At 50.5% G+C, this 23,893-nt stretch carries 23 protein-coding genes; 15 read left to right on the top strand and 8 right to left on the bottom strand.

Translation table 11 applies throughout. The features are described 5' to 3' along the window. Positions 1-235: 235 nt before the first annotated feature. The gene (locus ACJJIF_RS06030) at positions 236-1,114 is read left to right on the top strand and encodes a DMT family transporter (RefSeq protein ID WP_444931334.1); all 879 of its coding nucleotides are present in this window, start codon (positions 236-238) and stop codon (positions 1,112-1,114) included. Positions 1,115-1,186: 72 nt separating this feature from the next. On the opposite strand, the gene ACJJIF_RS06025 is transcribed toward ACJJIF_RS06030, so the two are convergent. After that, positions 1,187-2,014, bottom strand: a complete 828-nt coding sequence (locus tag ACJJIF_RS06025; RefSeq protein WP_444931333.1) for a DUF2306 domain-containing protein — start codon at positions 2,012-2,014, stop codon at positions 1,187-1,189. A 189-nt stretch (positions 2,015-2,203) separates the two neighbouring features. On the opposite strand from ACJJIF_RS06025, the gene ACJJIF_RS06020 reads away from it, so the two are divergent. The 3 genes from ACJJIF_RS06020 to ACJJIF_RS06010 are packed head-to-tail and all read left to right on the top strand — an operon-like array spanning position 2,204 to position 4,588. Beyond that, on the top strand, positions 2,204-3,475 hold the full coding sequence (locus ACJJIF_RS06020; RefSeq protein WP_444931332.1) for a sensor histidine kinase: 1,272 nt from the start codon (positions 2,204-2,206) through the stop codon (positions 3,473-3,475). Next, a complete protein-coding gene (locus tag ACJJIF_RS06015) occupies positions 3,475-4,149 on the top strand; it encodes a response regulator (RefSeq protein WP_444931331.1) in 675 nt (224 codons plus the stop codon). The genes ACJJIF_RS06020 and ACJJIF_RS06015 overlap by 1 nt, the downstream gene beginning before the upstream one ends. Beyond that, positions 4,136-4,588 (top strand): hypothetical protein, encoded by a 453-nt coding sequence (locus ACJJIF_RS06010; protein WP_444931330.1) that lies wholly within the window; start codon positions 4,136-4,138, stop codon positions 4,586-4,588. Before ACJJIF_RS06015 ends, ACJJIF_RS06010 begins: the two co-directional genes overlap by 14 nt. A 486-nt stretch (positions 4,589-5,074) precedes the next feature. On the opposite strand, the gene ACJJIF_RS06005 is transcribed toward ACJJIF_RS06010, so the two are convergent. Beyond that, positions 5,075-5,311 (bottom strand): hypothetical protein, encoded by a 237-nt coding sequence (locus ACJJIF_RS06005; protein WP_444931329.1) that lies wholly within the window; start codon positions 5,309-5,311, stop codon positions 5,075-5,077. Then, positions 5,304-5,486 (bottom strand): Tse2 family ADP-ribosyltransferase toxin, encoded by a 183-nt coding sequence (locus ACJJIF_RS06000; RefSeq protein WP_444932320.1) that lies wholly within the window; start codon positions 5,484-5,486, stop codon positions 5,304-5,306. Before ACJJIF_RS06000 ends, ACJJIF_RS06005 begins: the two co-directional genes overlap by 8 nt. A gap of 19 nt (positions 5,487-5,505) precedes the next feature. Here ACJJIF_RS06000 and ACJJIF_RS05995 point away from each other — a divergent pair, with 19 nt between their 5' ends. From ACJJIF_RS05995 to ACJJIF_RS05970, 6 genes are all read left to right on the top strand, one after another. Then, on the top strand, positions 5,506-5,940 hold the full coding sequence (locus ACJJIF_RS05995; RefSeq protein ID WP_444931328.1) for a Tse2 family ADP-ribosyltransferase toxin: 435 nt from the start codon (positions 5,506-5,508) through the stop codon (positions 5,938-5,940). Further along, entirely contained in the window at positions 5,940-6,149 is a 210-nt protein-coding gene (locus ACJJIF_RS05990) for a hypothetical protein (RefSeq protein ID WP_282953297.1), read from the top strand. The genes ACJJIF_RS05995 and ACJJIF_RS05990 overlap by 1 nt, the downstream gene beginning before the upstream one ends. A 479-nt stretch (positions 6,150-6,628) precedes the next feature. Further along, positions 6,629-7,144, top strand: a complete 516-nt coding sequence (locus ACJJIF_RS05985) for a YcxB family protein (RefSeq protein ID WP_444931327.1) — start codon at positions 6,629-6,631, stop codon at positions 7,142-7,144. Between the two features lie 241 nt (positions 7,145-7,385). Next, the gene (locus ACJJIF_RS05980) at positions 7,386-7,736 is read left to right on the top strand and encodes a response regulator transcription factor (RefSeq protein WP_444931326.1); all 351 of its coding nucleotides are present in this window, start codon (positions 7,386-7,388) and stop codon (positions 7,734-7,736) included. Then, on the top strand, positions 7,723-8,175 hold the full coding sequence (locus tag ACJJIF_RS05975) for a hypothetical protein (protein ID WP_444931325.1): 453 nt from the start codon (positions 7,723-7,725) through the stop codon (positions 8,173-8,175). Before ACJJIF_RS05980 ends, ACJJIF_RS05975 begins: the two co-directional genes overlap by 14 nt. A 463-nt stretch (positions 8,176-8,638) precedes the next feature. Next, complete coding sequence (locus ACJJIF_RS05970) at positions 8,639-9,610, top strand: 5'-nucleotidase (protein WP_444931324.1); 972 nt, start codon at positions 8,639-8,641, stop codon at positions 9,608-9,610. A 613-nt stretch (positions 9,611-10,223) separates the two neighbouring features. Here the strand turns inward: ACJJIF_RS05970 and ACJJIF_RS05965 are convergent. Further along, on the bottom strand, positions 10,224-10,433 hold the full coding sequence (locus ACJJIF_RS05965) for a hypothetical protein (protein WP_444931323.1): 210 nt from the start codon (positions 10,431-10,433) through the stop codon (positions 10,224-10,226). 248 nt (positions 10,434-10,681) lie between these two features. On the opposite strand from ACJJIF_RS05965, the gene ACJJIF_RS05960 reads away from it, so the two are divergent. The 3 genes from ACJJIF_RS05960 to ACJJIF_RS05950 all read left to right on the top strand — a co-directional run bounded on the left by ACJJIF_RS05960 (position 10,682) and on the right by ACJJIF_RS05950 (position 14,536). Further along, positions 10,682-11,989 carry an AAA family ATPase gene (locus ACJJIF_RS05960; protein ID WP_444931322.1) on the top strand — a complete coding sequence of 436 codons (1,308 nt, stop codon included), beginning with the start codon at positions 10,682-10,684 and terminating at the stop codon, positions 11,987-11,989. Between the two features lie 346 nt (positions 11,990-12,335). Beyond that, positions 12,336-13,433: an IS630 family transposase gene (locus ACJJIF_RS05955; RefSeq protein ID WP_444931321.1), complete on the top strand. Its 1,098-nt coding sequence runs from the start codon at positions 12,336-12,338 to the stop codon at positions 13,431-13,433. A 15-nt stretch (positions 13,434-13,448) separates the two neighbouring features. Beyond that, a protein-coding gene (locus ACJJIF_RS05950) for an IS3 family transposase (protein ID WP_444932319.1) occupies positions 13,449-14,536 on the top strand; the annotation gives its coding sequence in 2 pieces (ribosomal slippage) (positions 13,449-13,632 and positions 13,632-14,536; 1,089 coding nt in all). Between the two features lie 290 nt (positions 14,537-14,826). Here ACJJIF_RS05950 and ACJJIF_RS05945 read toward each other — a convergent pair. Together ACJJIF_RS05945 and ssp4 are read right to left on the bottom strand one after the other, a co-directional pair. After that, positions 14,827-15,276 carry a hypothetical protein gene (locus tag ACJJIF_RS05945; RefSeq protein ID WP_444931320.1) on the bottom strand — a complete coding sequence of 150 codons (450 nt, stop codon included), beginning with the start codon at positions 15,274-15,276 and terminating at the stop codon, positions 14,827-14,829. Beyond that, positions 15,276-16,199, bottom strand: a complete 924-nt coding sequence (gene ssp4 / locus ACJJIF_RS05940) for an Ssp4 family T6SS effector (protein ID WP_444931319.1) — start codon at positions 16,197-16,199, stop codon at positions 15,276-15,278. Before ssp4 ends, ACJJIF_RS05945 begins: the two co-directional genes overlap by 1 nt. 411 nt (positions 16,200-16,610) lie before the next feature. Between ssp4 and ACJJIF_RS05935 the strand changes: the two genes are divergently transcribed. Together ACJJIF_RS05935 and ACJJIF_RS05930 are read left to right on the top strand one after the other, a co-directional pair. Further along, positions 16,611-16,901, top strand: coding sequence for a hypothetical protein (locus ACJJIF_RS05935; protein WP_444931318.1), 291 nt, complete (start codon positions 16,611-16,613; stop codon positions 16,899-16,901). 178 nt (positions 16,902-17,079) lie between these two features. Then, positions 17,080-17,571, top strand: a complete 492-nt coding sequence (locus ACJJIF_RS05930; RefSeq protein WP_444931317.1) for a gamma-glutamylcyclotransferase — start codon at positions 17,080-17,082, stop codon at positions 17,569-17,571. 156 nt (positions 17,572-17,727) lie between these two features. On the opposite strand, the gene ACJJIF_RS05925 is transcribed toward ACJJIF_RS05930, so the two are convergent. After that, entirely contained in the window at positions 17,728-21,186 is a 3,459-nt protein-coding gene (locus ACJJIF_RS05925) for a UvrD-helicase domain-containing protein (RefSeq protein ID WP_444931316.1), read from the bottom strand. Continuing rightward, complete coding sequence (locus ACJJIF_RS05920; RefSeq protein ID WP_444931315.1) at positions 21,183-23,882, bottom strand: PD-(D/E)XK nuclease family protein; 2,700 nt, start codon at positions 23,880-23,882, stop codon at positions 21,183-21,185. The genes ACJJIF_RS05925 and ACJJIF_RS05920 overlap by 4 nt, the downstream gene beginning before the upstream one ends. Positions 23,883-23,893 lie beyond the last annotated feature (11 nt).

Raw genomic sequence — 23,893 nt, 5'->3', positions numbered from 1 at the left:
TTCACTAAGGGGATAGTTGATCCCTCACCTTGCTGGAATCGACACGCTGTATCTTATACGTAAATTATGGGGCTAAGAAACTAGCGCCAGTTGGCAAGCCTGATGGGAAATAGATCAATCGGGGGCTAATGTTATAAGAGCCCTGTTTTACAATGATCCGCCTGAAGCGTGAATGAGGGCCTGATTATTGCGTCTCAGGCAGGCTTGCCCTCTATTTGTTGAAGGTGGTGACACCTTGCCCTCTACTTATCAAAATCACTCCCTGGGTGTTGGCCTGGCTCTCGTTGGCGGAGTGTTGATGGGGTGTGTCGGCATTGCCGGTAAGCTGGGTGCTGGCGCAGGCCTCAGCCCCTTTCTGTTGTTAGCTGCACAGGTCGTACTACTTGCTCCATTGTCGGGGGTGCTTCTCCTGATACGACAAGGGTTGGCGGGTATAAAGCCGGTGAACCCACAAATCCTTATCCTTCGCTCAATATCAGGTTTTATCTATTTTGCGGCCTTCTACTGGGCACTAAAAGGAATACCAATTGCGGATGCATTGGTACTGGAAAGCACGAATCCATTCTTCGCTATGTTGATGGCCAAGGTATTTCTCGGCCACCGGGTTAGTACTGCAACTATCTTTCTGGCGGTGGTGGCGTTTCTTGGTGTATGCCTTATTTTACTCCAGCACAGTGCCCAGGGTATGTTCAGCCCTTACTCACTTCTTGCGTTGCTGGCGGGAGTAGCGCGTGCCGCAGGTAGTATCACAACCGGTGTCGCAGGCCGGACCGAGCCGCCTGAGCGCATCATGTTCTATTTTGCTGTTGGGATGCTGGTCTTTAGCCTGTCTATTGTGTCCTGGGAGGGTGTGAAGCTGGAGGCGTCGTCACTATGGATTCTGGCGATTCCCGCGCTGCTGTTCGTTCCGCAGAATCTTGCTTACACAATTGCTAACCGTATCGCCCCCGCTTACCTCATAGGCGCGCTCTTTTACAGTGCGATCCTCGTCGGTGTGTTAGCCGATCGATTTATATTCGGCACTGAATTTGGCATTCATGGAGTGATTGGCATGGGAATTACAGTTGCTGCTGGGCTCGGGCTGGCCTGGTTGCGGGCGAAAGAGCTCGAATAATCAAAGGGCCCCTGAATAACTTCGCGCATCCCAGGAGTCGAAGGAAATCCAGCACCCGTCCAGGCTGTAGCCTCAGATCCGAGGTAACCACAATCCCATCGTAGCGGCAAAAATACCAATGCCCATAAATACGGTCAGCGGTGCCAGCACACAGATAAAAGCAATCTGGGTACCCTGTGTGGTTTTACGCTTTTGACAGTGAAAATACCATTCCAGCATGGCCAGTGGGAGCAGGTATTGGCCGAAGCCCAGCGCATACAGGAAAGGCCCGCTAAAGGATTTCCAGTCGATTCCCCAGCCGCCGGTGAGCATTGCCCAGCCCATCAAGGCTACACGAAAAAACCACACTGCACTGGCAGCCATAAAAAGACGCAAAGCCCAGCGGCGGTGCTCAGCAATGCGCCGAGCCATCGCGGTCTGCACTGCCAGAAAGGCAAACCCCAGAATCAGTATACCGTCCATGGTGATGCTGATTTGCGATACCAGATTACCAAAGGTGTGCCGCGTCCAGGTCATGTACATCCCAGCAACACTTGTGATAACGGCCGCGAGCAGATAGCTGCGCCCCAGCCAGCGATGGAAGCTGGGGGCATACCGCCGCACCGAGGGGATCAGTTGCAGGGGCCCGCCGCCAATCACAATCACGGCCAATAGCACATGGCTCACCGAAGCCAGGTTGCCCAGTGTATCGCCCTCGCGGAAGCCCGTCGGTAGGTGCAGCTCCTTCAAACCATACAGGCCGGACTCGGCGATGGGTGGGTAGAATACGGCCAGAATATAGGCAAGGAAAATTGCATGGCCGATGGCCGCGATGTAGAACCAGATTTTTACTGATAGGCTAACGGCCCGCCGGGTGTTTAATGGCCGCAGCAGAGTTTGGCTGAGTACAGCGTTGTTCATGGGTTTCTCCAGGTGACAATAGTGCGTGTTCGGGCTGAATGTGCTTGCCGAGCATGTTCGGTTTTTTCATGCATGCGCACATCGGCCACAGGCGGGAATCTGACCTCCCCCAAAAGGTGGAGAAGCCCTCGCTTCCGTCTCCCTCGAAAGTCTCATGACAGCTAAGTGCGCCTGGTTTAGCATGCGCCAATGAAATCATCGTCCCTAAATACGCCTGCATCGAACCTGCCTAACGCCAGCCTGGGGTTACCTAAGCTTCCGGTGTGGCAGCCATTCCGTGGACCGTTCGAGCGTTGGCCCCACCTGACTGACCTGCTCATCGTCCTGCTTATGTTCTTGCTGACGCTGCTGATGTGGTCGCATGGCGGCGCGCGCGAAGTGCTGGCCATGCAGAGCCTGTGGGATGTGATGGCTTTTCAGCTCGCATTCGTCGGCTGTTTCGTACTGTTGTGGCGCCGCACACACCCCTGGCAGGTACAGGGCGTTATTCTCGGCGCAACAATATTGCTGGAGCTGGGTTTACCGGCGGATGGCATCGTGGCCATGGCGGTTTCGCTATATAGCCTTGGCCGCTACGAGGCCAATACTCGGGCCAGCTTTATCGGGGTTATCGCAACGCTGGTTTTTGTGGGGTTTGACCAGGGGATTCCGGTTCAGCCAACCGCTGCCGGCACAATAGCGGTGATGCTGGTATGGGCGCTGTGGTATATCGGCCGCCGGCTGCGTTTTCGCGGTGAATATCTGCGCTTGTTGGAAGAGAGGGCCGAATATTTGGAGCGCGAACGCAATGCCGAATCCGAGCGCGCAGTAGCGGCCGAGCGCACTAGAATCGCCCGCGAGATGCATGATGTGGTGGCGCACCAGGTGAGCCTTATGACCGTGCAGGCCGGTGCCGCCAGGGCTATCAGCCGCAATAACCCGCAAGCCGCCAGTGAGGCCATGGCTTCTGTGGAAGCGGCTGGCCGCCAAGCCATGACAGAAATGCGTCATTTGCTCGGCGTACTGCGTCCGACCAGTGACGACACCGGACTCACCCCGCAGCCGGATCTCAATGACCTGCCAGCTCTGATCGAAAAGGTCCGGCAGGTATTAAGTGAGGTCGACTACGAAACCCACGGCGCGCTGGATGGACTGCCGGCCAGTGTTGCGCTCGCCGCCTATCGCATCGTTCAGGAATCCCTCACTAACGTCATTAAGCATGTCGGTGCCGCAGCGCGGGTACAAGTGAGCCTGTGCGTAGGCCATGGCATTCTCAGCATTCGGGTGCGCGATGACGGAAACACCATCGGCGAGCGGCCCATGGTGGTATCAGCTATTGACGAGCAATCCAGTGGTGGGCATGGCATCGCTGGTATGCGCGAGCGCGCGGAATTGCTCGGGGGGCATCTTTATGCCGGCGCGGTCGATGGCGGTGCTTTTGAGGTGCATGCACAATTGCCCACAGGAATGGGGAAAACATAATGTTGCGAGTGATGGTGGTGGATGACCAGGCTTTGGTGCGGCGCGGTTTTGCCCTGATCCTGGATAACGAGCCCGATATTGAGGTGGTCGCCGAAGCCGCTACCGGCATCGAGGCAATTGAAGCCGCAAAAGCACATCAGCCGGATATCATCTTGATGGATATTCGTATGCCGGAGATGGACGGGCTGGAAGCCACGGCGCGTATCCTGGAAGCTGGTGATGCAACTTGCCGCGTTATTATTCTGACCACATTCGATCCCGATGAATACGTGTTTCGCGCGCTGCGGGCGGGGGCCAGTGGTTTTGTGCTCAAGGATATTCTCCCTGAGGCGCTGGTACAGGCGGTGCGCACCGTAGCTGAGGGCGGCGCCATGCTTGCACCGGGCATCACTCAACGCCTGATCAGCCAGTTTGCACAGAAGATGGGAGCTGGGCGCAACCTGGCGGAACGGCTGGAACGCCTGACTACCCGGGAGCGTGAAGTGCTGGGGGCCATTGCCGCTGGCAAGAGTAATGCCGAGATTGCCGAGGCTCTATTTATTGGCCCCGCCACGGTAAAAACCCACGTTTCCAGTTTGCTCTCCAAACTGGGGCTGCGCGACCGTGCACAGGCAGTGGTGTTCGCTTACGAATGTGGCCTAGCCACCGTAGGGGAGTGCGATGTTGGCTTCTAGATCGAGGGGCGATTTCCAGCGCAATGCACTGTATCGACTCGCCGCCTTTGGCGCAGTTATTCTGGGCCTGTTCTTTACCCTCGGAGCCCAGGGTCACTTTTTTGCCATCTGGCCAGTGGTAACTAGCGGCGAAATGGGTTTATCCCGTCGCCTGCTGTTGATGTTGCCCGGCGTAATGCTCGCCGGCACAGTAGTGCTTAACCTCTTGCTCTGCAAACCGCTCTGGCAAGAACGTGGCTACGCACTCAACGTTGCGCTCGCGGGTAATTTGCTCGTGATGAGTTACTTGCTCTATCTGATGATACGCGGCGTTCCCAATCACCCTATCGGCGTTTTTCTCGCATTGGAGATGTCTTTTGTAATACTGCTCGCAGGAATAAGGACCGGACTGGTCTGGCCTGCGGTTGTAGAAGTGCCGGTTGAGCGGGGTAGGCAGTAATACGTGCGCTCTTTTGGGAGAAGCTATTTTTACGGCTTCCATCGGTTTCTTTGCGCTCAACATGATTTCTTCCTGAAGATACTCAAGCGTGGGGGATACTCCTTTGTTGGGGAGCGGCCGTAGTGGAGCGGAATAGGGAGGTGTGATGACTAGTGCCCCTTAATAGATTCGGTGCCAGTTTTATCACTTGGCTACTACTGCCTTGCCACTTCGCCATTTTGTGGGTGTCCAGAATTGTTTTGGTATTGCGGCGTCGCAACTTAGCCCTGTCCCGGCTAATTCTCCGACCAGTTGAGACTCTCGCTTATTATTCTTTAGAGAGGCAATGAAAGTATCTACTGCATTTTTTCTGGAGGTGAAGTGGTCTAATACTTGACCACTACAGATCGCCTGGAGAAATACATCAGCCTATAAGCTGTTTAGCTGACACAGAGTTTTGAACACCCTCGAAACACATCCTAAATCTCCATGCACGCCTCTCTAAAGTTATTCTTGCTCATCTATCAAAATGGATTCTAATGGTGGCAGATCTGCCCCGCTTTCAAGCTCCTCAAGATATACACTCTTGAGGACCTTAAAGGCTTCATCATAAGTTATTAATAATTCAGTAATATTTCCCGGATCTCTCAGGGTCTCAAATTTTAGTAAAGACTCAAATCTATTAATGCTCTCATAAACTGACTGAACAGAAACTAAAAGAGTATCCCTGTCAATATTAGGCATTTTTTAATTGACCTCTTTGTTTTTCGATGTTAGCGAGCAATTGATCTATTAATACTTTGAAATTAGCTATTGACATTGGGTGGTCAGGTACAATTGAATAGTGTGTAGCTTGAAACCGATCATTGTAGTCATCTTCAATTATAAGGATTCCACCTGGAATCTCAGTACTGCACAAACGTGCCAATCAAGTCTATATGAAGAGATTTGATGTGGATGTGGTGCTTAGGAAAGGAACGCTTGATAATCCGCAGATCGATAAAGTTAGGTATCGTGAGGACCATCGGCCAATGATGGTGAAAAACAACAGAACGGGTGAAGAAAGGCCCAAACGAAACGATATCGTAACCTACCGGATGCCAGGCTCTTCAGAGCCGTATATTTTGGCTAAATCGGGTGGGGTATCACTTTTCGATGGTATCAGTAGTAAAGTTCCATTTAGAGAGGGAAAGGATGCTTGGTGGATAATTACCAAAGATGCGAGATTGGAACCAGGGTTGATTATTGCAAAAGATATGTTTCCCGATGCAGAAGGCAATACCCACTACTCGATTGAAGCGGAAATCGATATGCCTGTTTCCGAGTATTTTGAAAAGCTTGCCGCCTTAAAAAAATATATGAGAGTTAAGTGATGTCTTATAACTACAAAGATTTGAACTACATACGAGAAGCCCTTGCTTGCTACGAAGAAAAATTGTGTGATGTTGATATTAACGAATGTGATGATGAAGAAGCTGAAGAGCTTCAAGAAGATATTCTGTACATGGGACGTTTGAGGGCGCTGACCGAAAGAATGATTGACGAGTGGGAGAATAAGGGCCCCACTTTAACCTCAGTCTGAAGGTCAGGACATAAAGTAAAAAGGTTAAAGTGGTTAAGGCCTCCCTTGTGTAGGGAGGTCGTATTGAGCTAATTATTTAGACAAATATAGGTACAGGTTGCATCTGCCTTCAACTGCCTAACCTAGGTTTTTGTTTTATGAAGAGATTTATACTCCTGGCATGCAAGCTTCTATTGATAACCGCTGTATTTATACTGCTGCTGTTAGTGTCATTTCTAACTACTACGCTATTGGTGCAAGGAGATCAACACCCAGAAAGCTGGGTGATAAATGTCTATGATATTTCTGCTATGGCGATAGTAATTGCCCTTTATATTGCCGTAATGGTATATACGTTCAGAAGATTTTTTAAGACAGAAAAGCGCCTCAGGGAGTAGAAATATAGTGATGTGATTAGCTTTCGCTGTGTGTCCAAAAAATTTACGCTTGGGCTTAAGGTAGATTGACCTTTATATATGATGTAGATTGTGGAGATTCGTTTGAAACTTAAAGTAGTAACCTCTAAAGCTGACCATAATAATTTTTGTGACTATGTGGTATGTAGTCGTTTGAAATCACATACATGGATATCGATTTTTAAGAACCTAGTTGTTTGGTTGGCTATCGGTTTAATTTTTATGTCTTGTGTTAAGTTTAAGGCTGGGGAAATTGAGCTGAGTCCGTTCATATTAGTTATGGTAATATCACTTGCGTTTCTTTTTTATGTTGCTCTTAGTAGGTTGTTGGCTGTAAAAATAGGCAAGTGCTTTACACCAAACAAAGATGGAATAATATTAGGCTCTAAAGAGTATGAGATTACTCCAGAGGGTATTAAAGAAACTTGTCAACATGGCCATAGTTTTTATAGCTGGGCAGTGGTTGAGCAGGTAGAGGAAGTTAATGGGGCAGTTTATGTTTTTGTGGATCAAGCATTAGCTTTGATTTTTACAGCTGAATCATTAGAGCAAATTGATTTTAAAGATGATCTTTTAGATACATTGAAAATGCATACATAATACACCCAAGATGCATTTAGGCCAGAATGTGGTATCTGGCCTTTTTAAGAAAAATACTATTTCCGGTCTAACAACTTATCATGTGAAGAAGTATAGATTATGAGCAGAATAATAGTTTAAGATATTTGTGTCCGCATAAAAGCATTGAGGGTATTTGCTTCAGAATTTTCAGATAGGGTAGAGATGCTAGATTCATTTATTTCTTAGATATGCTTGCTTCCTGTTGATTCTTAAGGTGTGAGTGGGTATCTCTGTTGGGGGAGTTTGCACCGTAGCTGAGGGCGGCGCCATGCTTGCACCGGGCATCACCCAGCGCCTGATCAGCCAGTTTGCACAGAAGATGGGAACTGGGCGCAACCTGGCGGAACGGCTGGAACGCCTGACTACCCGGGAGCGCGAAGTACTGGGGGCCATTGCCGCTGGCAAGAGTAATGCCGAGATTGCCGAGGCTCTATTTATTGGCCCCGCCACCGTAAAAACCCACGTTTCCAGTTTGCTCTCCAAACTGGGGCTGCGCGACCGCGCACAGGCAGTGGTGTTCGCTTACGAATGTGGCCTAGCCACCGTAGGGGAGTGCGATGTTGGCTTCTAGATCAAGGGGCGATTTCCAGCGCAATGCACTGTATCGACTCGCCGCCTTTGGCGCAGTTATTCTGGGCCTGTTCTTTACCCTCGGAGCCCAGGGTCACTTTGTTGCCATCTGGCCAGTGGTAACTAGCGGCGAAATGGGTTTATCCCGTCGCCTGCTGTTGATGTTGCCCGGCGTAATGCTTGCCGGCACAGTAGTACTTAACCTCTTGCTCTGCAAACCGCTCTGGCAAGAACGTGGCTACGCACTCAACGTTGCGCTCGCGGGTAATTTGCTCGTGATGAGTTACTTGCTCTATCTGATGATACGCGGCGTTCCCAATCACCCTATCGGCGTTTTTCTCGCATTGGAGATGTCTTTTGTAATACTGCTTGCAGGAATAAGGGCTGGGCTGGTCTGGCCTGCGGTTGTAGAAGTTCCGGTTGAGCGGGGTAGGCAGTAATGCGTGCGCTCTTTTGGGAGAAGCTATTTTCAGCAGCTTTTGTCGGTTACTTTTCACTCAACCTGATTTCTTCCTGAAGATACTCAAGCGTGGGGGGTACTCCTTTGTTGGGGAGCGGCCGTAGTGGAGCGGAATAGGGGGGTGTGAGGGCTAGTGGCCTTAAGCTGAAATTCCACTGTAACTTATTGAATTTAAACAGTCTTCATGAACTCGGCGTCAGTCTTATCACTTGGCTACTGCTGCCTTGCCCACCTTGCTATTTTGTAGGTGTCCAGAATTAAAAAATTATTTTAAATAATTTGTTTGGTTTTATATTTCTTAATGCATCTTTATTTTCTGGGTTATTTCCCTGTTTAATTATGAGTCTTGCCGGTTTATACTTTTATTAGTGGGTGTCCATGGTTGCATGGTGCCGCTTTTGGGGTGGCTGCGCAGGACGCCTAATCAATCTGAAGGATAGTTGATGCCATATCCAATCGAAAGTAAGCTTGTAATAGCAGTATCGTCGAGTGCATTGTTTGACCTGTCAGAATCAAATGCCGTTTTCGAAAATCAAGGCCCAAAAGCCTACAAAGAATTTCAAGAAGCGAATCTGAATAATGTTCTTAAAAAAGGTGTTGCTTTTCCATTTATCCGACGGTTCCTTCAGGTAAATCAGCGGTTTAAAGATGAGGTCCCGGTTGAAGTGGTTTTGTTGTCGAGGAATTCTGCTACTACAGGCAAAAGAGTATTCCGCTCTATTAAACACTATGAGCTTGATATTTCTAGGGCAGCTTTTGTCGAAGGGAAGTCTCCTTATGAGTATGTTCCAGCGTTTAATGCATCACTCTTTCTTTCAGCAAATGAAGTGGATGTCCAAAATGCAATAGATGCAGGATTCCCTGCTGGTGTTGTATTGCCTAGCAAGATTGTAAACGATGATGGTGATGATGAGTTAAGAATCGCATTCGATTTTGATGGTGTGATTGCTGATGATGAGGCTGAAGCCATATTCAAAGATGGGGACTTACCAGAGTTTCATGAATATGAAGTAAAAAAGTCTGCAATTCCTCATCAACCGGGGCCGCTGGCAGATTTTTTTAAAAAGTTATCCTCTCTACAAGAATTAGAGGATAAAGAGGTTGAAGCGGACCGAAACTATAAGCGTATACTTAGGACTGCGATTGTAACTGCTCGAAATGCACCTGCACATGAAAGGGTCATTACGACTCTTGAAGATTGGGGGGTAAGTGCTAATGAAATGTTCTTTTTAGGTGGGATGGTAAAAGAAAGAATATTAACCAGGTTTAAACCTCACATGTTTTTTGATGACCAAAGAAGTCACCTTAAATCAGATACTGGTGATATACCTATGGTGCATATTCCGTTTGGCATTGCTAATAACTCAGATCTTAAACGCGAAAGTGCTGGTGGCCAGCTAGAGTTGGTTACCTAAAGCTGAATGATTATCATTAATTTCAGTAAGCATACTTAAGGAGGAAGCATGCAACCGTTTCCTCGGCCGTGATCGCCCGCAGTGCGTAGTTGTCCCGCAGCCTTCAGTATCCGATAAAAGCTTGATTCTCAGGCTATATACTCATTACGGTCTGCTAGTGCAGGCACTATTTGACCCGGCGGCTTACTGGCAAACTCTGGGCTATTACACACAACTAAAACAATTTGCCACTCCTCTTCCGTTAGCCTATTTTTCGACATTGGGCTGAAGATCCTCCTTCGCCTCTCCAGTGCTGCAAGGTGCGCAGACGGATGCCGACCTCATCACAAGCAGAGACTTTACGGGCACCGGCTGCCCCAGCTTCTTCTATCCAACCAATGAGTTGATGCTGCTCTGGGGGCGGGGTTAATCGTCCCTGCTGTCTACCTCTCCCCTGAGGGCATTCAACTTTTTCTCTAAGCACCAGCAGTGCCGCTGTCTCAGCTAGCGCTTTTTCCTTGCGTCTGAGATCCCGCTCCAGCTCCTTGATACGCCGCTTAGATTGTCGAGCTTCTTCCCGTTCCCGTTTGCGTCTCTCAGTATCCGATAACGCCTCTTCAATAAAAGCCGTTTTTCAGGTCTGCACCTGCTCGGGGTGTGGTCCCTTACTGCGGCAGTGTTCACTTAGTTCAGTCTCGCTGAGTTTTGCTGTTTCAACGACGACAGCAAACTTAGCTTCTGCCGACCAATTTTCACCCTGCTTACCGCTACCCGGCACAGCCCCCCTTTCTTTGGCTTCTTGGTGCCAATTGTACAAGGTGGCTTCACTAATGCCTTCCTCCACAGCAACCATCCGGGATGGGCCGATTATCCGGTGGCAATAGCTTCTTAAGTACTGAGGCTTTGCGTTCTATTGAGTAACGGGGTATTTGCTCCTCTTAGCGCCCCCTGTCTTACTTTTCCATTTTAAAGAGGCGACAACTATCCTGATGCAGGGGGCTTTAGCTAGTAGTCTTGGTGGTTTATACTTTTACTTTGTGAATGTTCAGGATTTTACTTGTGAAAGACTAAGAGTGTATCTAAAGGGAATTTATGCAAATAGTATATGATCAGGATCAAATGTTGGCGATTCAGCTAATTGAATCTGCTATTCAAAATTCCTCATTTAAGCAGCATATACTTATAAAGGGCGAGGCTGGTAGCGGTAAGAGTGCTATAATAAAGGCAGCAATTGCTAGGCTTTGTATTGTCAATCATCCTATATCAGTTACGGCTCTTACAAGTCGTGCTACAAATAAGCTCAGGGATGGTATTAGTGGGGTGTGTCCGGAAACTTCAATATCTACGACGGGTCGTTTGTTTGGTTTTTGGTTTGACAGATTGGGTTATATAAATTGGCGCAAAAAAACACCAAAATTTCAGGTGGGGCATGTAATTTTTATAGATGAGTGTGGGATGCAGGATGGGAAGGCAGTCAAGTTTATTATAGATGTTGCAAATGCCCAGAATTGCTTGCTGGTTATGGCTGGTGATCCTTATCAAATACCGTATATGGAAAACGATAAATATGTCGAATCCCCAATTTTTGATGATTTATCTTTCACGCAAGTAGAGCTTTCTGGTTGTTATAGGCAGGATTCTGTAGGGAAAAATGATTTATATCAACTGGCAAGAGATGTTAGAGCGTCTATCGATGGTAAGAGATTTCCAGATTTTTTATCATTTAGTTGCGTTGAAAAATTGCCATTCACATCGTTTGTAGATGCGGCCTCTAAGCGTTTTAAAAATGGAGATTCAGTAAAAATAATTTCAATTTCCGGGTCTGATGCAGAGATTGATGGGTTAAATAGAGGGGTGAAGAAAAAGGTTCTTCCTGGTAGGTCTAGCTCCGCATTTCAAGAGCAGGAGATATTGATTACATTAGCTGATATGGAGACCGCTCAAGGTTTTATATCAAAGGATACTGATTTGATTGTTGAGTCTGTTTCTAAGCCAAAAAAATCAAGTGTTGGTGTAAGAGTTAACGATTATGTTTGTCGATCAATGGTTGATGATAAACGTGTAGAGCTCTCAGCTGCTCTTAATATAGAGGAGGCTGTTGCAGTGCATAGAGATCTAAAAAATAAATTGAGGAAGTCATTGGAATTAGGGGATAGGTTGGGTGCCAATGAGGTAAGAAAGAAGATCAGTGAGTTTGAGCGCTTTGCGGCTCCTGTTAATTCGGCTTATGCCGTAAATATAATTAGCTCTCAGGGTTCTGATTATGATCATGTTTTTCTTGATTTAACTGGATTGCGAAAAAAATATGATCGTAATTTACTCTTGCGAAAAATATATGTGGGGGTGACTCGTGCTCGAAAGTCTTTAACAATTACTGGTAACTTCCCTAAAAATCTATAAGTGTGTGAGTCTTGTTAAGGCTAAATTGAAGTTTTTTCTTGCCTGTATTCGCTCTCGAAATGTATTATCTTCTGGGTTGTTACGGCAGCTGCATATTCTTCCGCTGCCTATCTGGTGTGCTGTATTAAATGGGTTGCTGATTTGGATGATCCTACCCATCAACGACGGACACTCTCTTAAGCGATAAACTACGCAGCAGAGGTGCTCTATGACAAGACCAAGTAATCCAACCAAAGCCACTCGTAAACAATACTCAGAGGAGTATAGAAAGGATGCCCTAGTGTAGTGTATTAAATAGGTTGCTGATATATAATGTGAGCTTCATTTAGCGATTAAGTGAAGATCAATGCCAGCTCAAGTCGAAATCAATTTATCACCGGAAGAAAAAAAGCAGTTGGAAAAGAATATAAAAAGTCGAAAAATATCGGTGAGATTAGCTGAGCGTTCAAAGATTATTTTGCTCGCTGCCAAGCAGGTTCCCAACTACCAAATTGCGAAAAAGTTAAGCGTTGATGTCAATACGGTGGGCCGATGGCGCAATCGTTTTGCAGAAAAGCGTCTGGCAGGGATAGAGAAGGATTTGCCCAGGGGGGCTAATCATGGCGGTAAGAATTCAGAAGAGCAGGCAAAACTCCGCTCGAAAATTATCAAGATGACGACAGGAAGTAAGCCAAAGGATGGGACACACTGGACAACGCGAGGCATGGCGAAAGTCTTAGGAATTAACCACTCTTTTGTCAGCAGGGTATGGCAGGAAGTGGGCCTTAAGCCTCATCTAACCGAAAAGTTCAAGGTGAGTAACGATCCTGCTTTTGAAGAAAAATTACGCGATGTTGTTGGCTTGTATATGTCACCGCCAGAAAATGCTGTTGTCTTTTGTGTGGATGAAAAAAGCTCGATTCAGGCCCTGGATCGGACACAGCCTGGACTACCCATGAAACCGGGGCGGTGTGGCACTATGACCCATGATTATAAACGTCACGGGACAAGCACTCTTTTTGCCGCCCTTAATACGCTGACTGGTGAGGTCATAGGTGAGTGTAGAAAGCGCCATCGTCATCAGGAGTTCTTAGGCTTTTTAAAGACCGTAGAAAAGCAAACACCTAAAGAACAGGATCTTCATCTTATCGTCGATAATTACGCGACTCACAAGCATGAAAATGTAAAGCGCTGGCTCAAGAGAAACAAACGAGTTCATCTTCATTTTATTCCGACCAGTTCATCCTGGCTAAATCTGGTAGAAAGATTTTTTGGATTACTCACAGAGAAGCAGTTGCGCCGAGGGGCATTCACCTCAGTCAAGGAGTTGGAAACGGCTATCGTGAAATTTATTGAAACACATAATGAAGCCAAGAAAGCTTTTGTGTGGACGAAATCTGCTGAGGAAATTTTATTGAAAGTGGAGCGTGCACGCCAAGCACTCTCAAATCAGCAATCTATTTAATACAGCACGCTAGCACTGGCGCTCAAGGTCGGGGTAAGCGTTGCAGCTAAACAGCTTGGGTTGCATCCTTCCCAGATTTATGGATGGCGAAGTAAGGCTAAGTTACATCAGAGCCGAGGGGATGCCGAGAGAGAGCTGGCCACAGAGAATGCTCGATTTAAGCGGCAGCTGGCTGAGCAGGCAGAGGAGCTGGCGATCTTAAAAAAGGCCGCAGCGTACTTTGCAAAGAGCCTGAAATGAGGTACGCCTTCATGCAAAAGGGCAGGCATGAATTCAGTATCAAAGCGATGGCCAAGGTATTCGACGTATCTCGCAGCGGATTTTACGATTGGGTGTCAAGATCGGCCGACCAATCCAAGCGCTTGCAGTACCGAATGCAGCTCGATAGCTTGGTACAGCAGCGCTTTATAGCCAGTAAAGAACGTAGTGGTGCCCCTCGCCTGACGAAGGAGTTGGCCAGTGAGGGGAGTAAATATAATCAAAAAACAATTGCTGCCAGTATGCGTCGACAGGGCCTACGGGCTAAAGCAGGCAGAAGATATAAAGCCACAACCTACTCAAAACATGGCCTGCCAGTAGCTCCAAATCTGCTCGAGCAGGACTTCAGTGCTGAAGCGCCGAATCAGAAATGGGCTGGGGATATTACCTACCTACGAACGGAAGAAGGTTGGTTATATCTGGCTGTAGTGATAGACCTATATAGTCGGCTGGTTATTGGTTGGGCGATGTCAGAAACGATGACAGCTACACTGGTCTGTGACGCCCTTCAAATGGCTTTATGGCGACGCAAGAAACCTACGAATGTTATCGTGCATACTGACAGGGGAAGCCAGTATTGCTCTAAAGATTATCAATCTTTAATTACAGCGTATGATCTGCGGTGCAGAATGAGCGCCAAAGGTAATTGCTATGATAACGCATGTGCAGAAACGTTCTTCCACTCACTTAAGGTAGAAGCAATCCATGGTAACCGCTTTCCTGCAAGGTGCCTCATGCGAGAAACCGTATTTGAATATATAGAGATAGACTACAATCGAAACCGCTTACACAGCGCCAATGGCTATCTCAGCCCTGAGGTGTTTGAGGAGCAACTAGTCGCTTAGTGGTGTGTCCGTTGTTGATGGGTAGGATCAGTAACGTTTTGTCATCACTTAATCTTTTGGTGGAGAAGAAGCGGTAGATGTTACCTTCAGCTAATCGTTCTTTTTCAGATGATTAACTGATACTGTTCAGAGCTGAATGCAGGGATCAAATATTCAACACGGCCGTGCTTTTATTCTTTTCTGGTGAGTATAACTAAACAGAGGTGGATTTACTATGCTCCGTGTTTGTTTTTCACAATCTATGGATGTCCATTTTCTACCTTTAGTTCTTCCATCCCCATACTCTTCAATCAGGATTCAGATACTTCAGCTTTGACATTTCTCAAAGCCCTGGCTTCTTTCATATAGTTAAAAAAATCTCGGTATTTGACGCTATTTATTGTAATCAGGCTTGCCACGGAACAAGCCGCAGAAATTAAGCATAAAGTAACACCCGCAGAAAAAATCAAGCTCATCAAAGATAAGCCCAGATATAAAACTGAAAGAGCCTTAAGCCCCAAGACGCCAAGTCTGATTCCGCGAGTAACCAGAATATTAAACAAAATAAAAATCAAAATGCTGAGGGCGGAAATAGGAATCGCCAATTTGGGGTTAATGTCGGTTAAATAGATTACCGCAATAGAGATAGATAGGCCGTGCGCTACCATTAGAGCGAGGGTAACCAGCAAAAAACGTGACATATTAGGAGGGAAAACAAGCAGCGGCCTTTTTTTGTCATCCCCATTAATCTGAGAGTTCATCAATTACTAACCTCTTCGTAAACACCTACGGCTAGCGCACTTACAGAACCAGATGTTGCGATTCCGGTAAAACTAATACTGGCAGCAATAGCCTCTTTTAATTTTAGTGTCAAGGCCTGATTAATGCTCTCGTGAGGAAAGCGCTTAGGGTAGCGCCCAGATCGAATTAATGCCTTCATCGCCTTCCCAGAAACATTTTGGTGGTTCAGGCGTATAACTTCTTCAGTCAATCGCTTACGTTCTTGACGAGTAAGCCCTTTCAATATTTCGAGTGTAGATTTAGATGAGGCCTTCTTAAGCGTTTGCACTGTCTTCAATATTACAACTGAAGAAGCCGCCACACCAGTTAAGGAAATGACATCAACTGCATGTGAGGCATTGTTATACCATTCCTGACTATCAAGCCAATCCTTAGTTTGAGAATCAGATATCTCTAAAGCAGTTCTTCCTAATCCATTCGCACACTGAAGTGTACTTGCGGTAGCGGCCGCGTAACCCAAGTAGGTCACGGCAGCGCTAGTGCCTCCAGAGATAGGGATTGCCGCTGTAGCGCCTACAACAACGATCCAAGATAGTATCGCGGCGCCGCAACTTAGCCCTGTCCCAACTAATTCTCCGACCAGTTGAGACTCTCGCTTATTATTCTTTAGCGAAGCAGTGAAAGTATCTACGGCATTTTTTTCTGGAGGCTCCCTCAAGACAATATGAATTGGATTTTGCCTGCATAAGGGCTGAAACTCCCTTAGTGTTACTAAAGTAAAATCAGAGTCTATATATGAAACACCTGCCCCATTCAGCTCATAGGTATCATCGATAGACTTGAAGAGTTTAGGTAAATCAATCTCGTGGGATAGCCGCTGCTTGAGAAGCGACTCTTTGTAGGTAGAGCTGGGTAGTGATACCGCAAAATTATTGCTGTTCATGGAATTCCTTTTCCTTCACATTCCCTATGTGCTTTCAGAGCATACGAGTCACGCTGCTCATTCATTAGACTACATCACTAGTTCAGTTACTAATAGACTTTAGTGGTGTTCTGGGAAGACCAGAGTGTGAACTTGAGCACATACATGAAAATCGTGAAACCTGCCCCAGTGTAGTGGTCAAGTATTTTTGGCTACTTTCTTTTGAGTATCTCGAAATTTTTCTTCTACCACATTTGGCGGCAAGCTTTTGCTGTGCTTTTGCCGCTTAATTTGAGGTTTGTAGATTATTAGAAAGATAATAGATGCTATCTTCTATCCGTTACGAAGATATGACGGTTTCTCGGTTAGTCCAAGAACTCCAGTTGGTTGCTGATCGTATGAGTCAATAAGAGATGACGCGAAGGTAATAGGATGATTAATTATAAATTGCCCGAGGAGAAAGAATTTCTTTTACATTATGCAGAGTTATTCAATGATGAAAAAAGTCTTGATATTATCAATTCGGGATCTTTGGCTAATAAAGAAGAGGCTATTCACTTCGCTGAGTTTTTCTGGATAACTGTCAGTGAGTCTAACAGGCAAGATAAAAAGAAAGGTGAGAGTAGTGAGTATATCCTTGAGAAAATCATCATTACGCTGATGGCCTACTTTCGTTCAGCTGGTTATGAAGATGAATGGGAAGAGGTAACTGATAAAAATTAGTGTAAACAGATTGCAGCAGTGCTAGCCATTGAGAATGAGGCTGTAAACTTATGGCGTGGTAGCGGTATGACTAAGCCGCTGACCTCTTACGCTGTTGGGCTGGTGTGCTTTGGAATTATAGCGAAGCGTGGCATATAGATGCTGCTTTTGCATTCACTGTTAACTATATGGAGTCAGCATGAGGTATTTTGCTTACGGGTCAAATATGTCTCTTCCAAGACTCAAAAAAAGGGTTCCTAGCGCTGTGCGAATAGGAATGTTTACTCTTGCTGAACATTCTCTTCGTTTTCACAAGGTGAGCAAAGACGGTTCTGGCAAGTGTGATGCACTGTTTACCCAAGATTCCAAAGATTGTGTGATTGGTGCACTGTTCGAAATATCAGATAAAGAAAAAGGTGCTCTAGATAAGGTAGAGGGTTTAGGTTACGGCTATAAGGAAAAGAGGGTTCGGGTAAGTGATGTCAAAGGAAATTCCCTCGAAGCAGTAACCTATTATGCAACGAATACGGAGCCGTCTTTGCAACCTTATTCTTGGTATCTATATCACGTAATATATGGAGCGAAAGAAACGGGGATTCCTACGGACTATCTAAATAGATTGGAAACAATCAAGGGTAAGGAAGACCCTGATAGAGAGCGGGATGCAAGAGAACGTGCAATATACAGTTGAAAAACTCAGGCGCAATAATGGCTATTGCGTTGCGACTTTTCTTTTGCTGCAAGCTTGTGCGTGCTGGAGGATGTAAGGCACAGTGTTGGAGATAGCTGATCTCTGGCGGCTTTATAAAAAGTGCAGGTACAAGCCCTGCACTATACTAAATTCGCTCTACCCCAACTCCACCAACCTCCGCATCAACGGAAAATACAGCGCACAGCGAATATTCCGCTCCCCCCGCGCATAAAAGAGCTTGCGGTAATTCTCCAACTGATTCCGATACTGCTCCAGCTGTGCGGCAATAAACTCCTCCTGGCTCTCTCCAGCACTGGGTTCTGCGGTTTTATAATCGACAATCCAGCGGGTGCCTTCGTTGTCGATAAACGTGCGGTCCACAATGGAGCGTCTCAACTGTCGGCCACCGCTGTGCAGTTCCAGCTCGCAGGCGGACTCTCTCAGTGAACCATCCAATAGCCAGCGGCCGGTGGGGCAGTTGAGGCTGTTGCGCACGGCGATCTCCACTTTCTCGGCGGCGCGCTCCAGGCTGGTGGCGGATAGCCCTAATTGTTTCAGGCGCAGTTGCCACAGGGGGCGCTGGGCTTCCAGTTTGCTGGGGGTCCAGTCGTGGAGGTTGCTCTCGGCAATGGTGGCGAGGGTTTCGTGGGCGACGGTGCCGGCGTGTTTGAGCCAGCGCAGGGCTACCTGGCCCAGTTCGGGAATATTATCTTCTTCCTCCGTTTTGGCTTGGTAGTCTGGCATGCGGTATTGGGCCAGCCATTCCTGCCGGGGCATGGCTTGGGCGCGCCACTGATTGGGCAGGCGCAGCAGGTAGTCGTGATCTCTGCCGGCGTCGTCCGGGTTGAGCTCGGCTTCTTGGGCTTCCAGCCAGTGGCACCAGTCGCTTTCCTGGTGTTGCGCAATACTGGGCCAGATACCGGCGAGTAGGGCGGCACTGCCGGGGGCCTTTAAATTGCCCTTTTTTTCATCCCGGTTGATGCAGGCCAACAGGTGCAACGAGCGGATGGCGCGGGTGCAGCCCACATACAGCAGGCGCGTGCCCTCCAGGCGTTCGCGCTCGCTGTTGTCGTGCTTTAGATACTCAAATACTGGGTCCTGCCCGCCGCGCGCATTTTTAGGGGCGAGCAGGAAGCGGCTCTCGCCTTCGCGGTTGAGCCATTCGCTCCAGCGCAGCAGTTGATCGCTGCCGGGTTTGCCACTCTGGTCCAGGCCGGGAATTAGTACGTGTTCAAACTCCAGACCTTTGGATTTGTGAATCGTCATTACCTGCACTTTGGCATCCTGGGCGGGACGGGCGTAGAGCTGTTCCAGGGCCAGGGTGAACTGTTGCCAGTCGGTAATGGCGCCGCCAGTATCAAAGGCCTCTAATAATTGCAGAAAATCCTGCACATTATTCAGGTCGGACTTTTGTGCAACGGTGGCGGGGCCGCCCAGTTCCAGCCAGAGGCCTTCAATCCAGGTGCGCAGGGGTTTGCGCCCGCGCTGTTGCCAGGCGTGCAGCAGTTTGGGGGCCACCTGGGCCAGGCGGTAGCGCCCTTCGTCGCTGAGCAGGGCGATATCGCCCACTTCCTGTAGGGTCATCAGCAGCGGGCGGGCGCTGGTGTCGGTTGCGCTGATATCCCCGTTGCCCCAGTTGGCCAGGGTGTAGAGGTCTGGCAGTTGCAGTCCGCACCAGGGGGCGCGCAGTACGGCCAACCAGCTGATGCGGTCGCTGGGGTCGAGTAGGGCGCGGGTGAGGCTGAGCAAATCCAACACCACCATTTTACTGGCGAGCGGTGCCAGCTCCGGGGCCTGAAAGGCGATATTGTTGGCGCTGAGGGTCGCTAGAATCCGTTGCAGGTGCTTTTTCTTGCGCACCAGAATGGCGATGCGGCTGTCGGGATCTTGCGCTTGTAATTGCTGTACCAGCTGCGCGGCTTGGGTTGCTTCGCGGTTGCGCTCTTCGTCATCAATACAGCCGTAAAAGTTTACCGAGGGCTCGGCCCACTGGCTGTCTTTAAAGGCTTCGGATTGCAGGTAGCGCACGGCGCCGCGACCGATATTGTCCGCCTGTGGAAAGGCCCGCTGGAAAGTTTCATTGACCCAGTTCACCAGTGCACTTTCGGAGCGGAAATTGACCTGGAGGTCGAGGGCTTCCAGGGGGACCTCGCCGATGCCGCGCTCGCGCGCGTCGAGGAAAATACCCACGTTGGCATTGCGGAAGCCGTAACAGGATTGCATGCCGTCGCCGACGATAAATAAGGTGCGGCCGTCACCCGGTTGCCAGCCGGCGGTGAGTTTTTCCAGCAGTTGCAGTTGGGTGTGGGAGGTGTCCTGGAACTCGTCCACCAGAATATGCTGGGTTTGCAGGTCCAGTTTTAGCGCCAAGTCTGTGGGGTTATCGCTATCGCCCAGGGCGATCAGGGCGGCCTGGGCCACTTCGGTATAGTCGGTGGCGCCCAGCTGCTGGAATACCAGTTTTAATTCGGCGACAAGCTTGGGCAGTACCAGGGCGAGCCCTTGCAGCAGTTGCCACTGGCTCTGTTGCAGCCCGCTGGGGAGCTTGCCCACTTCCCGCAGGGCGGCGAGCAGCGCTTCGTTGCCGGTCAGTTCCGCCAGCAGGTCTTTCATGCGCTGCTTGTACTCTTCGGCGATGGGGCGTTCGGGGTCTTTTTTATCCGGTAGGCCAAAGCCGAGTTTTTTATTGATACCGCCGCCTTTGCGCAGATCGCCGGTGGTGGTGAGGAGCAGGTTGCCGAGGGCGAGCCAGGCGGGTAGGCCACTGCTGTCGCTAGTCGGGAAATCGTCCAGTTCGGCGAAAAGGCACAGGTCGTGGTTGGGATTTTCCCTTTTTAAATTAGTGCCGGCATAACAGGCCAGTTCCAGCAGTTCCCCGGCGTAACTGCCGAGGGTTGCAGTGAGGTCCTGCAGTTTTTCTGCCACCAGTTCGTCGATCACAAAATGGAAATAGTCCTGGGCGCCGGCGAAGTTGACGCTCAGCAGTGGGCCCAGCCATTGCTCGCGCTTTTCCAACAAAATACGCAGTAGCTTATTGAGCTGGCCCAGGTCATTGTCCAGGTGGAGCAGCAGTTGCTGTAAGTCTGTATCTGGGGTTTCGCCATCGAGGTGTTTGAGCAGGTTGACCACAGCCCGCTCGAAGGCGATTTGGGTGCGCTCCAGGGGTTCGCCCGGTGCGCCCAGGCCGCTCTCGATGGGCAGTTGGCTGGCGAGGTTGCGGCAGAGGCCGTCGATGGTTTGAATGCGCAGGCGCTGGGGGGTTTGCAACAGCTCCCACTCCAGTTCGCGATCCCGCTCCAGCAGGGCGCGGGCCAAATCCCAGGTGATGGCGTCGTGGGGGTTTTCTGGGCGGGCTTGGTCGCGGGCGCTGTGCAGGGCGTCGATCAGGCGCTCGCGCATTTCACCGGCGGCTTTGCGGGTGAAGGTAATGGCGAGCACTTCTTCCGGCTGCTGGCAGGCGGCGAGCAACTTTAATACCCGCTGGGTGAGCAGGCCGGTCTTGCCGGAGCCCGCCGGCGCGGAGACGGCAAAGCTGCGGCTGATATCTAGGGCCTGGCTGCGGGCATCGGCGTCAATGGGGCGGCGCAGGGCGGGAGTGGTCACAACTTCGTTCATTCGCTTATTTGCTCCCTTTCCGGCCAGCGGTTTAGGGGCCAGAGTTCACTGTGGTTATCGGTGGGCCGGTCGAAGGCGAGGGTGGCGATACCACTGCGATACTCAGTGGCGAGGGATTCCAGGCTGTAGCGCCAGTGCTCCACCAGATTGCTCCAGGTGCCGTAGGGGGATTCTTTTTCGGTATCGCCCACGGCTTTAATGCCGGTGATGGGGTGCTCCAGGTCTCCGCAGCCATTCCATTTGCAGTTGCCGTTGCGCACCTGGCCGAAGGCGATGGCGTGGGCATCCGGTTGGAATAGGGCGTAGAGGGGCAGCTGGGGCTCGCGGATGCGCTGGGTCAGCCAGTCGCGAATACTGGGAACACCGGTTTTGTAATCGATAACCAGTTGTTCACCGCTGGCGAGTTGGTCCAGCCGGTCCAGGCGCAGATTAAAGTGCAGCCCGCCGATCTCCACGGCCTGTTCCCACTCCACTTTTTCTACGGAGAAGTTGGGCCTGTCTAATTCGACGGACAGCCACTGTTGCAGCAGGCGCTCCAGGCGCTGCTTTTCCATCTCCCAAAATCCAATCGGCAGGTGATTGTATTTTTTGCGCACGCTGCCGAGGGAGCGCTCCACCGCCCATTCGACTTGGGCTTGGCGCTGCTCGTCGTCCATAGCTTGTAGCTGCGCCAGAGTGCCGCACTGCTGCCAGAATTCCGCCAGCACCTGGTGTACCACATTGCCGCGTTCGGCGGGGCCGAGGCCGATATCCGGTTGGGTAAAACTGCTGGCGCCGAGGCGGAAGCGCAACTGCGCATTCAGGGGCGACAGGGCCTGGGCCTTGAGTACCGAGGCGCCGCCGCGCACTCGCTCGCATTCGGCGGGGGTGAGCGGCGGTAGCTTTTTATCCGCGACTTTTTCCAGCCAGCTGGTTTGCGCCAATTGCTGGTAGTGGTGGTGCAGGGCGCTGTCGGCAAAGGGCTGGGCGGTGTGCGGGGGTTCAAACAGGCTGCTCAGACCCTGCTGCACGCCGTCCTCTTCGCAGGTGTAGCTCACGACGATATCGCCGCTGGCATTCTGCAGGTCGGCGGTGAGTTCGCGGGCCAGTTCCAATTCCCGCTCGGCGCTGGCGCGGGGCATCTTCCAGTGTTTTTGCCATTGAATCGGCAGCAGCGGGTTGGGCGCCGGTGCCGGCGGCCACTGCTGTTGGCCGAAACCGACCAGGCGCAGGTGATCGAAGGCGAGGCCGCCGGCTTCCAGCACGCCGAGAATTTGCAGGGGGCCATCGCGGGTTTCCGCCTGGAAGGGGGTGCGGCTGGCAATCTGTCGCAGCAATTGCAGGGCCTGGGTGAGGGGCAGGTTGCCGCCGCAGGCACTGATTGCGGCGAACTCTTCCAGGGTCGACTCCCACTGCATCAGCTGTTGGTACTCCTGGCTATCCGGGTTGCGGCTGCCGGGCCAGTTTAGTGCGCTGAGGGTTTCGGAAAAGCGCGCGGCCCAAACTTCTGCCGGGGCCCGCTGCCAGCGGCGGGCGCGCTCGGCGATTTGCTCCAGCTGTTGCGGCAGTTGCGGTGCCTCCAAATGGAGTACACCGGCGCTGTGCTCGGCCCAGTAGCGCAGGGTTGCGCCGTCGATACGGCGCAGTTCCAGCTTTTGTAAGCGGCGGAATAGGGCGCTGCGCAGCCAGATTTCGCTGTCGTCGCCCCAGAAAGGGCTGAACAGGATATTTTGCAATTGGGGGTAGTCCCACTCGTCTTGCAGCAGCGACAGCAATTGCAGGGCGGCACTGCCAATCGGTGTTTGCGCCAGGGGGGTGCCGGCGGAAAAGTTAAATGGCAATGTGTAGCGCGGTTGCCTGGGGTCCAGGTATTGGGGTTCGAGCACGCGGGAAAATACCGCCTCCACCCGGGCGCGGCACTGGCCCAGATTGTTCACCACTATGCCGACGCTGTGGCCGGGATTTTCGGCCAACTTTTGCCCGGCCCAAAGGGCGGCCTGGTAGAGCTCTTCATCTAAATCGGCGCAGGCGGATACGGATAAATCGCTCTCTTGGGTGAGGCCCGGCCTTTCAAAAACGGCTTCGGCACCGGCGTGAATCAGGGCGCGGGCCAGGGGCGAAATCTGTGCGAAGCCGGCGGTATCAATCTGTGTTAGCGGCTCCAGGATACCCTCTTTGAAAGCGCGCAGGATCAGCTGGTCGCGCTGGTCCGGGGTGATGGCGTTGTGGCTCTGAAGCTCCCTGGCAAAGGCTTTGATCATGGCGCATAGCGGCAGTTCGTCGCTGCGCATAGAGAGCGCGAACTGCTCCAATAGGGGCGTCAGCGCTTCATCTATTTGCGTGAGGTCAGGGATCAACTGCCACTGGAACAGCTGTGTCAGGGCGCTGTCGGCATCCCGGCACAGTTGCTGGCTGTTGAGTAATTGCCGGTCTAGGGATTCATCCAGGGCGCGCTGCCAGAGTAATTGCCGCTGCTCTCGATTCAGTACCTGTGGCAAGGCGGGTTGCCAGTTGCGCTGTTGCAGCTGAGCCCAGAGTTTGTCCAGCCAGCTGCGCAGAGATTCCACCGGCGGCGGCACCCAGCAGGCATCCGGCGGCTGCTGTGCGGCAAACACCTGCTGGCAGCGGTTGCGCAGGCGGTTGTTGGGAGTGAGCAGCAGCCCTCCTGGGGGCAGCTGCGCAAATATATCGAGAGCGGGAAATGCCGGCTTCAACATGGATTCGGGTA

This window comes from Microbulbifer regidiadema (SeqCode), from assembly GCF_052467605.1.
The sequence above is the reverse complement of the archived record's forward strand: the minus strand, read 5'-3'. Positions and strand labels throughout refer to the sequence as shown.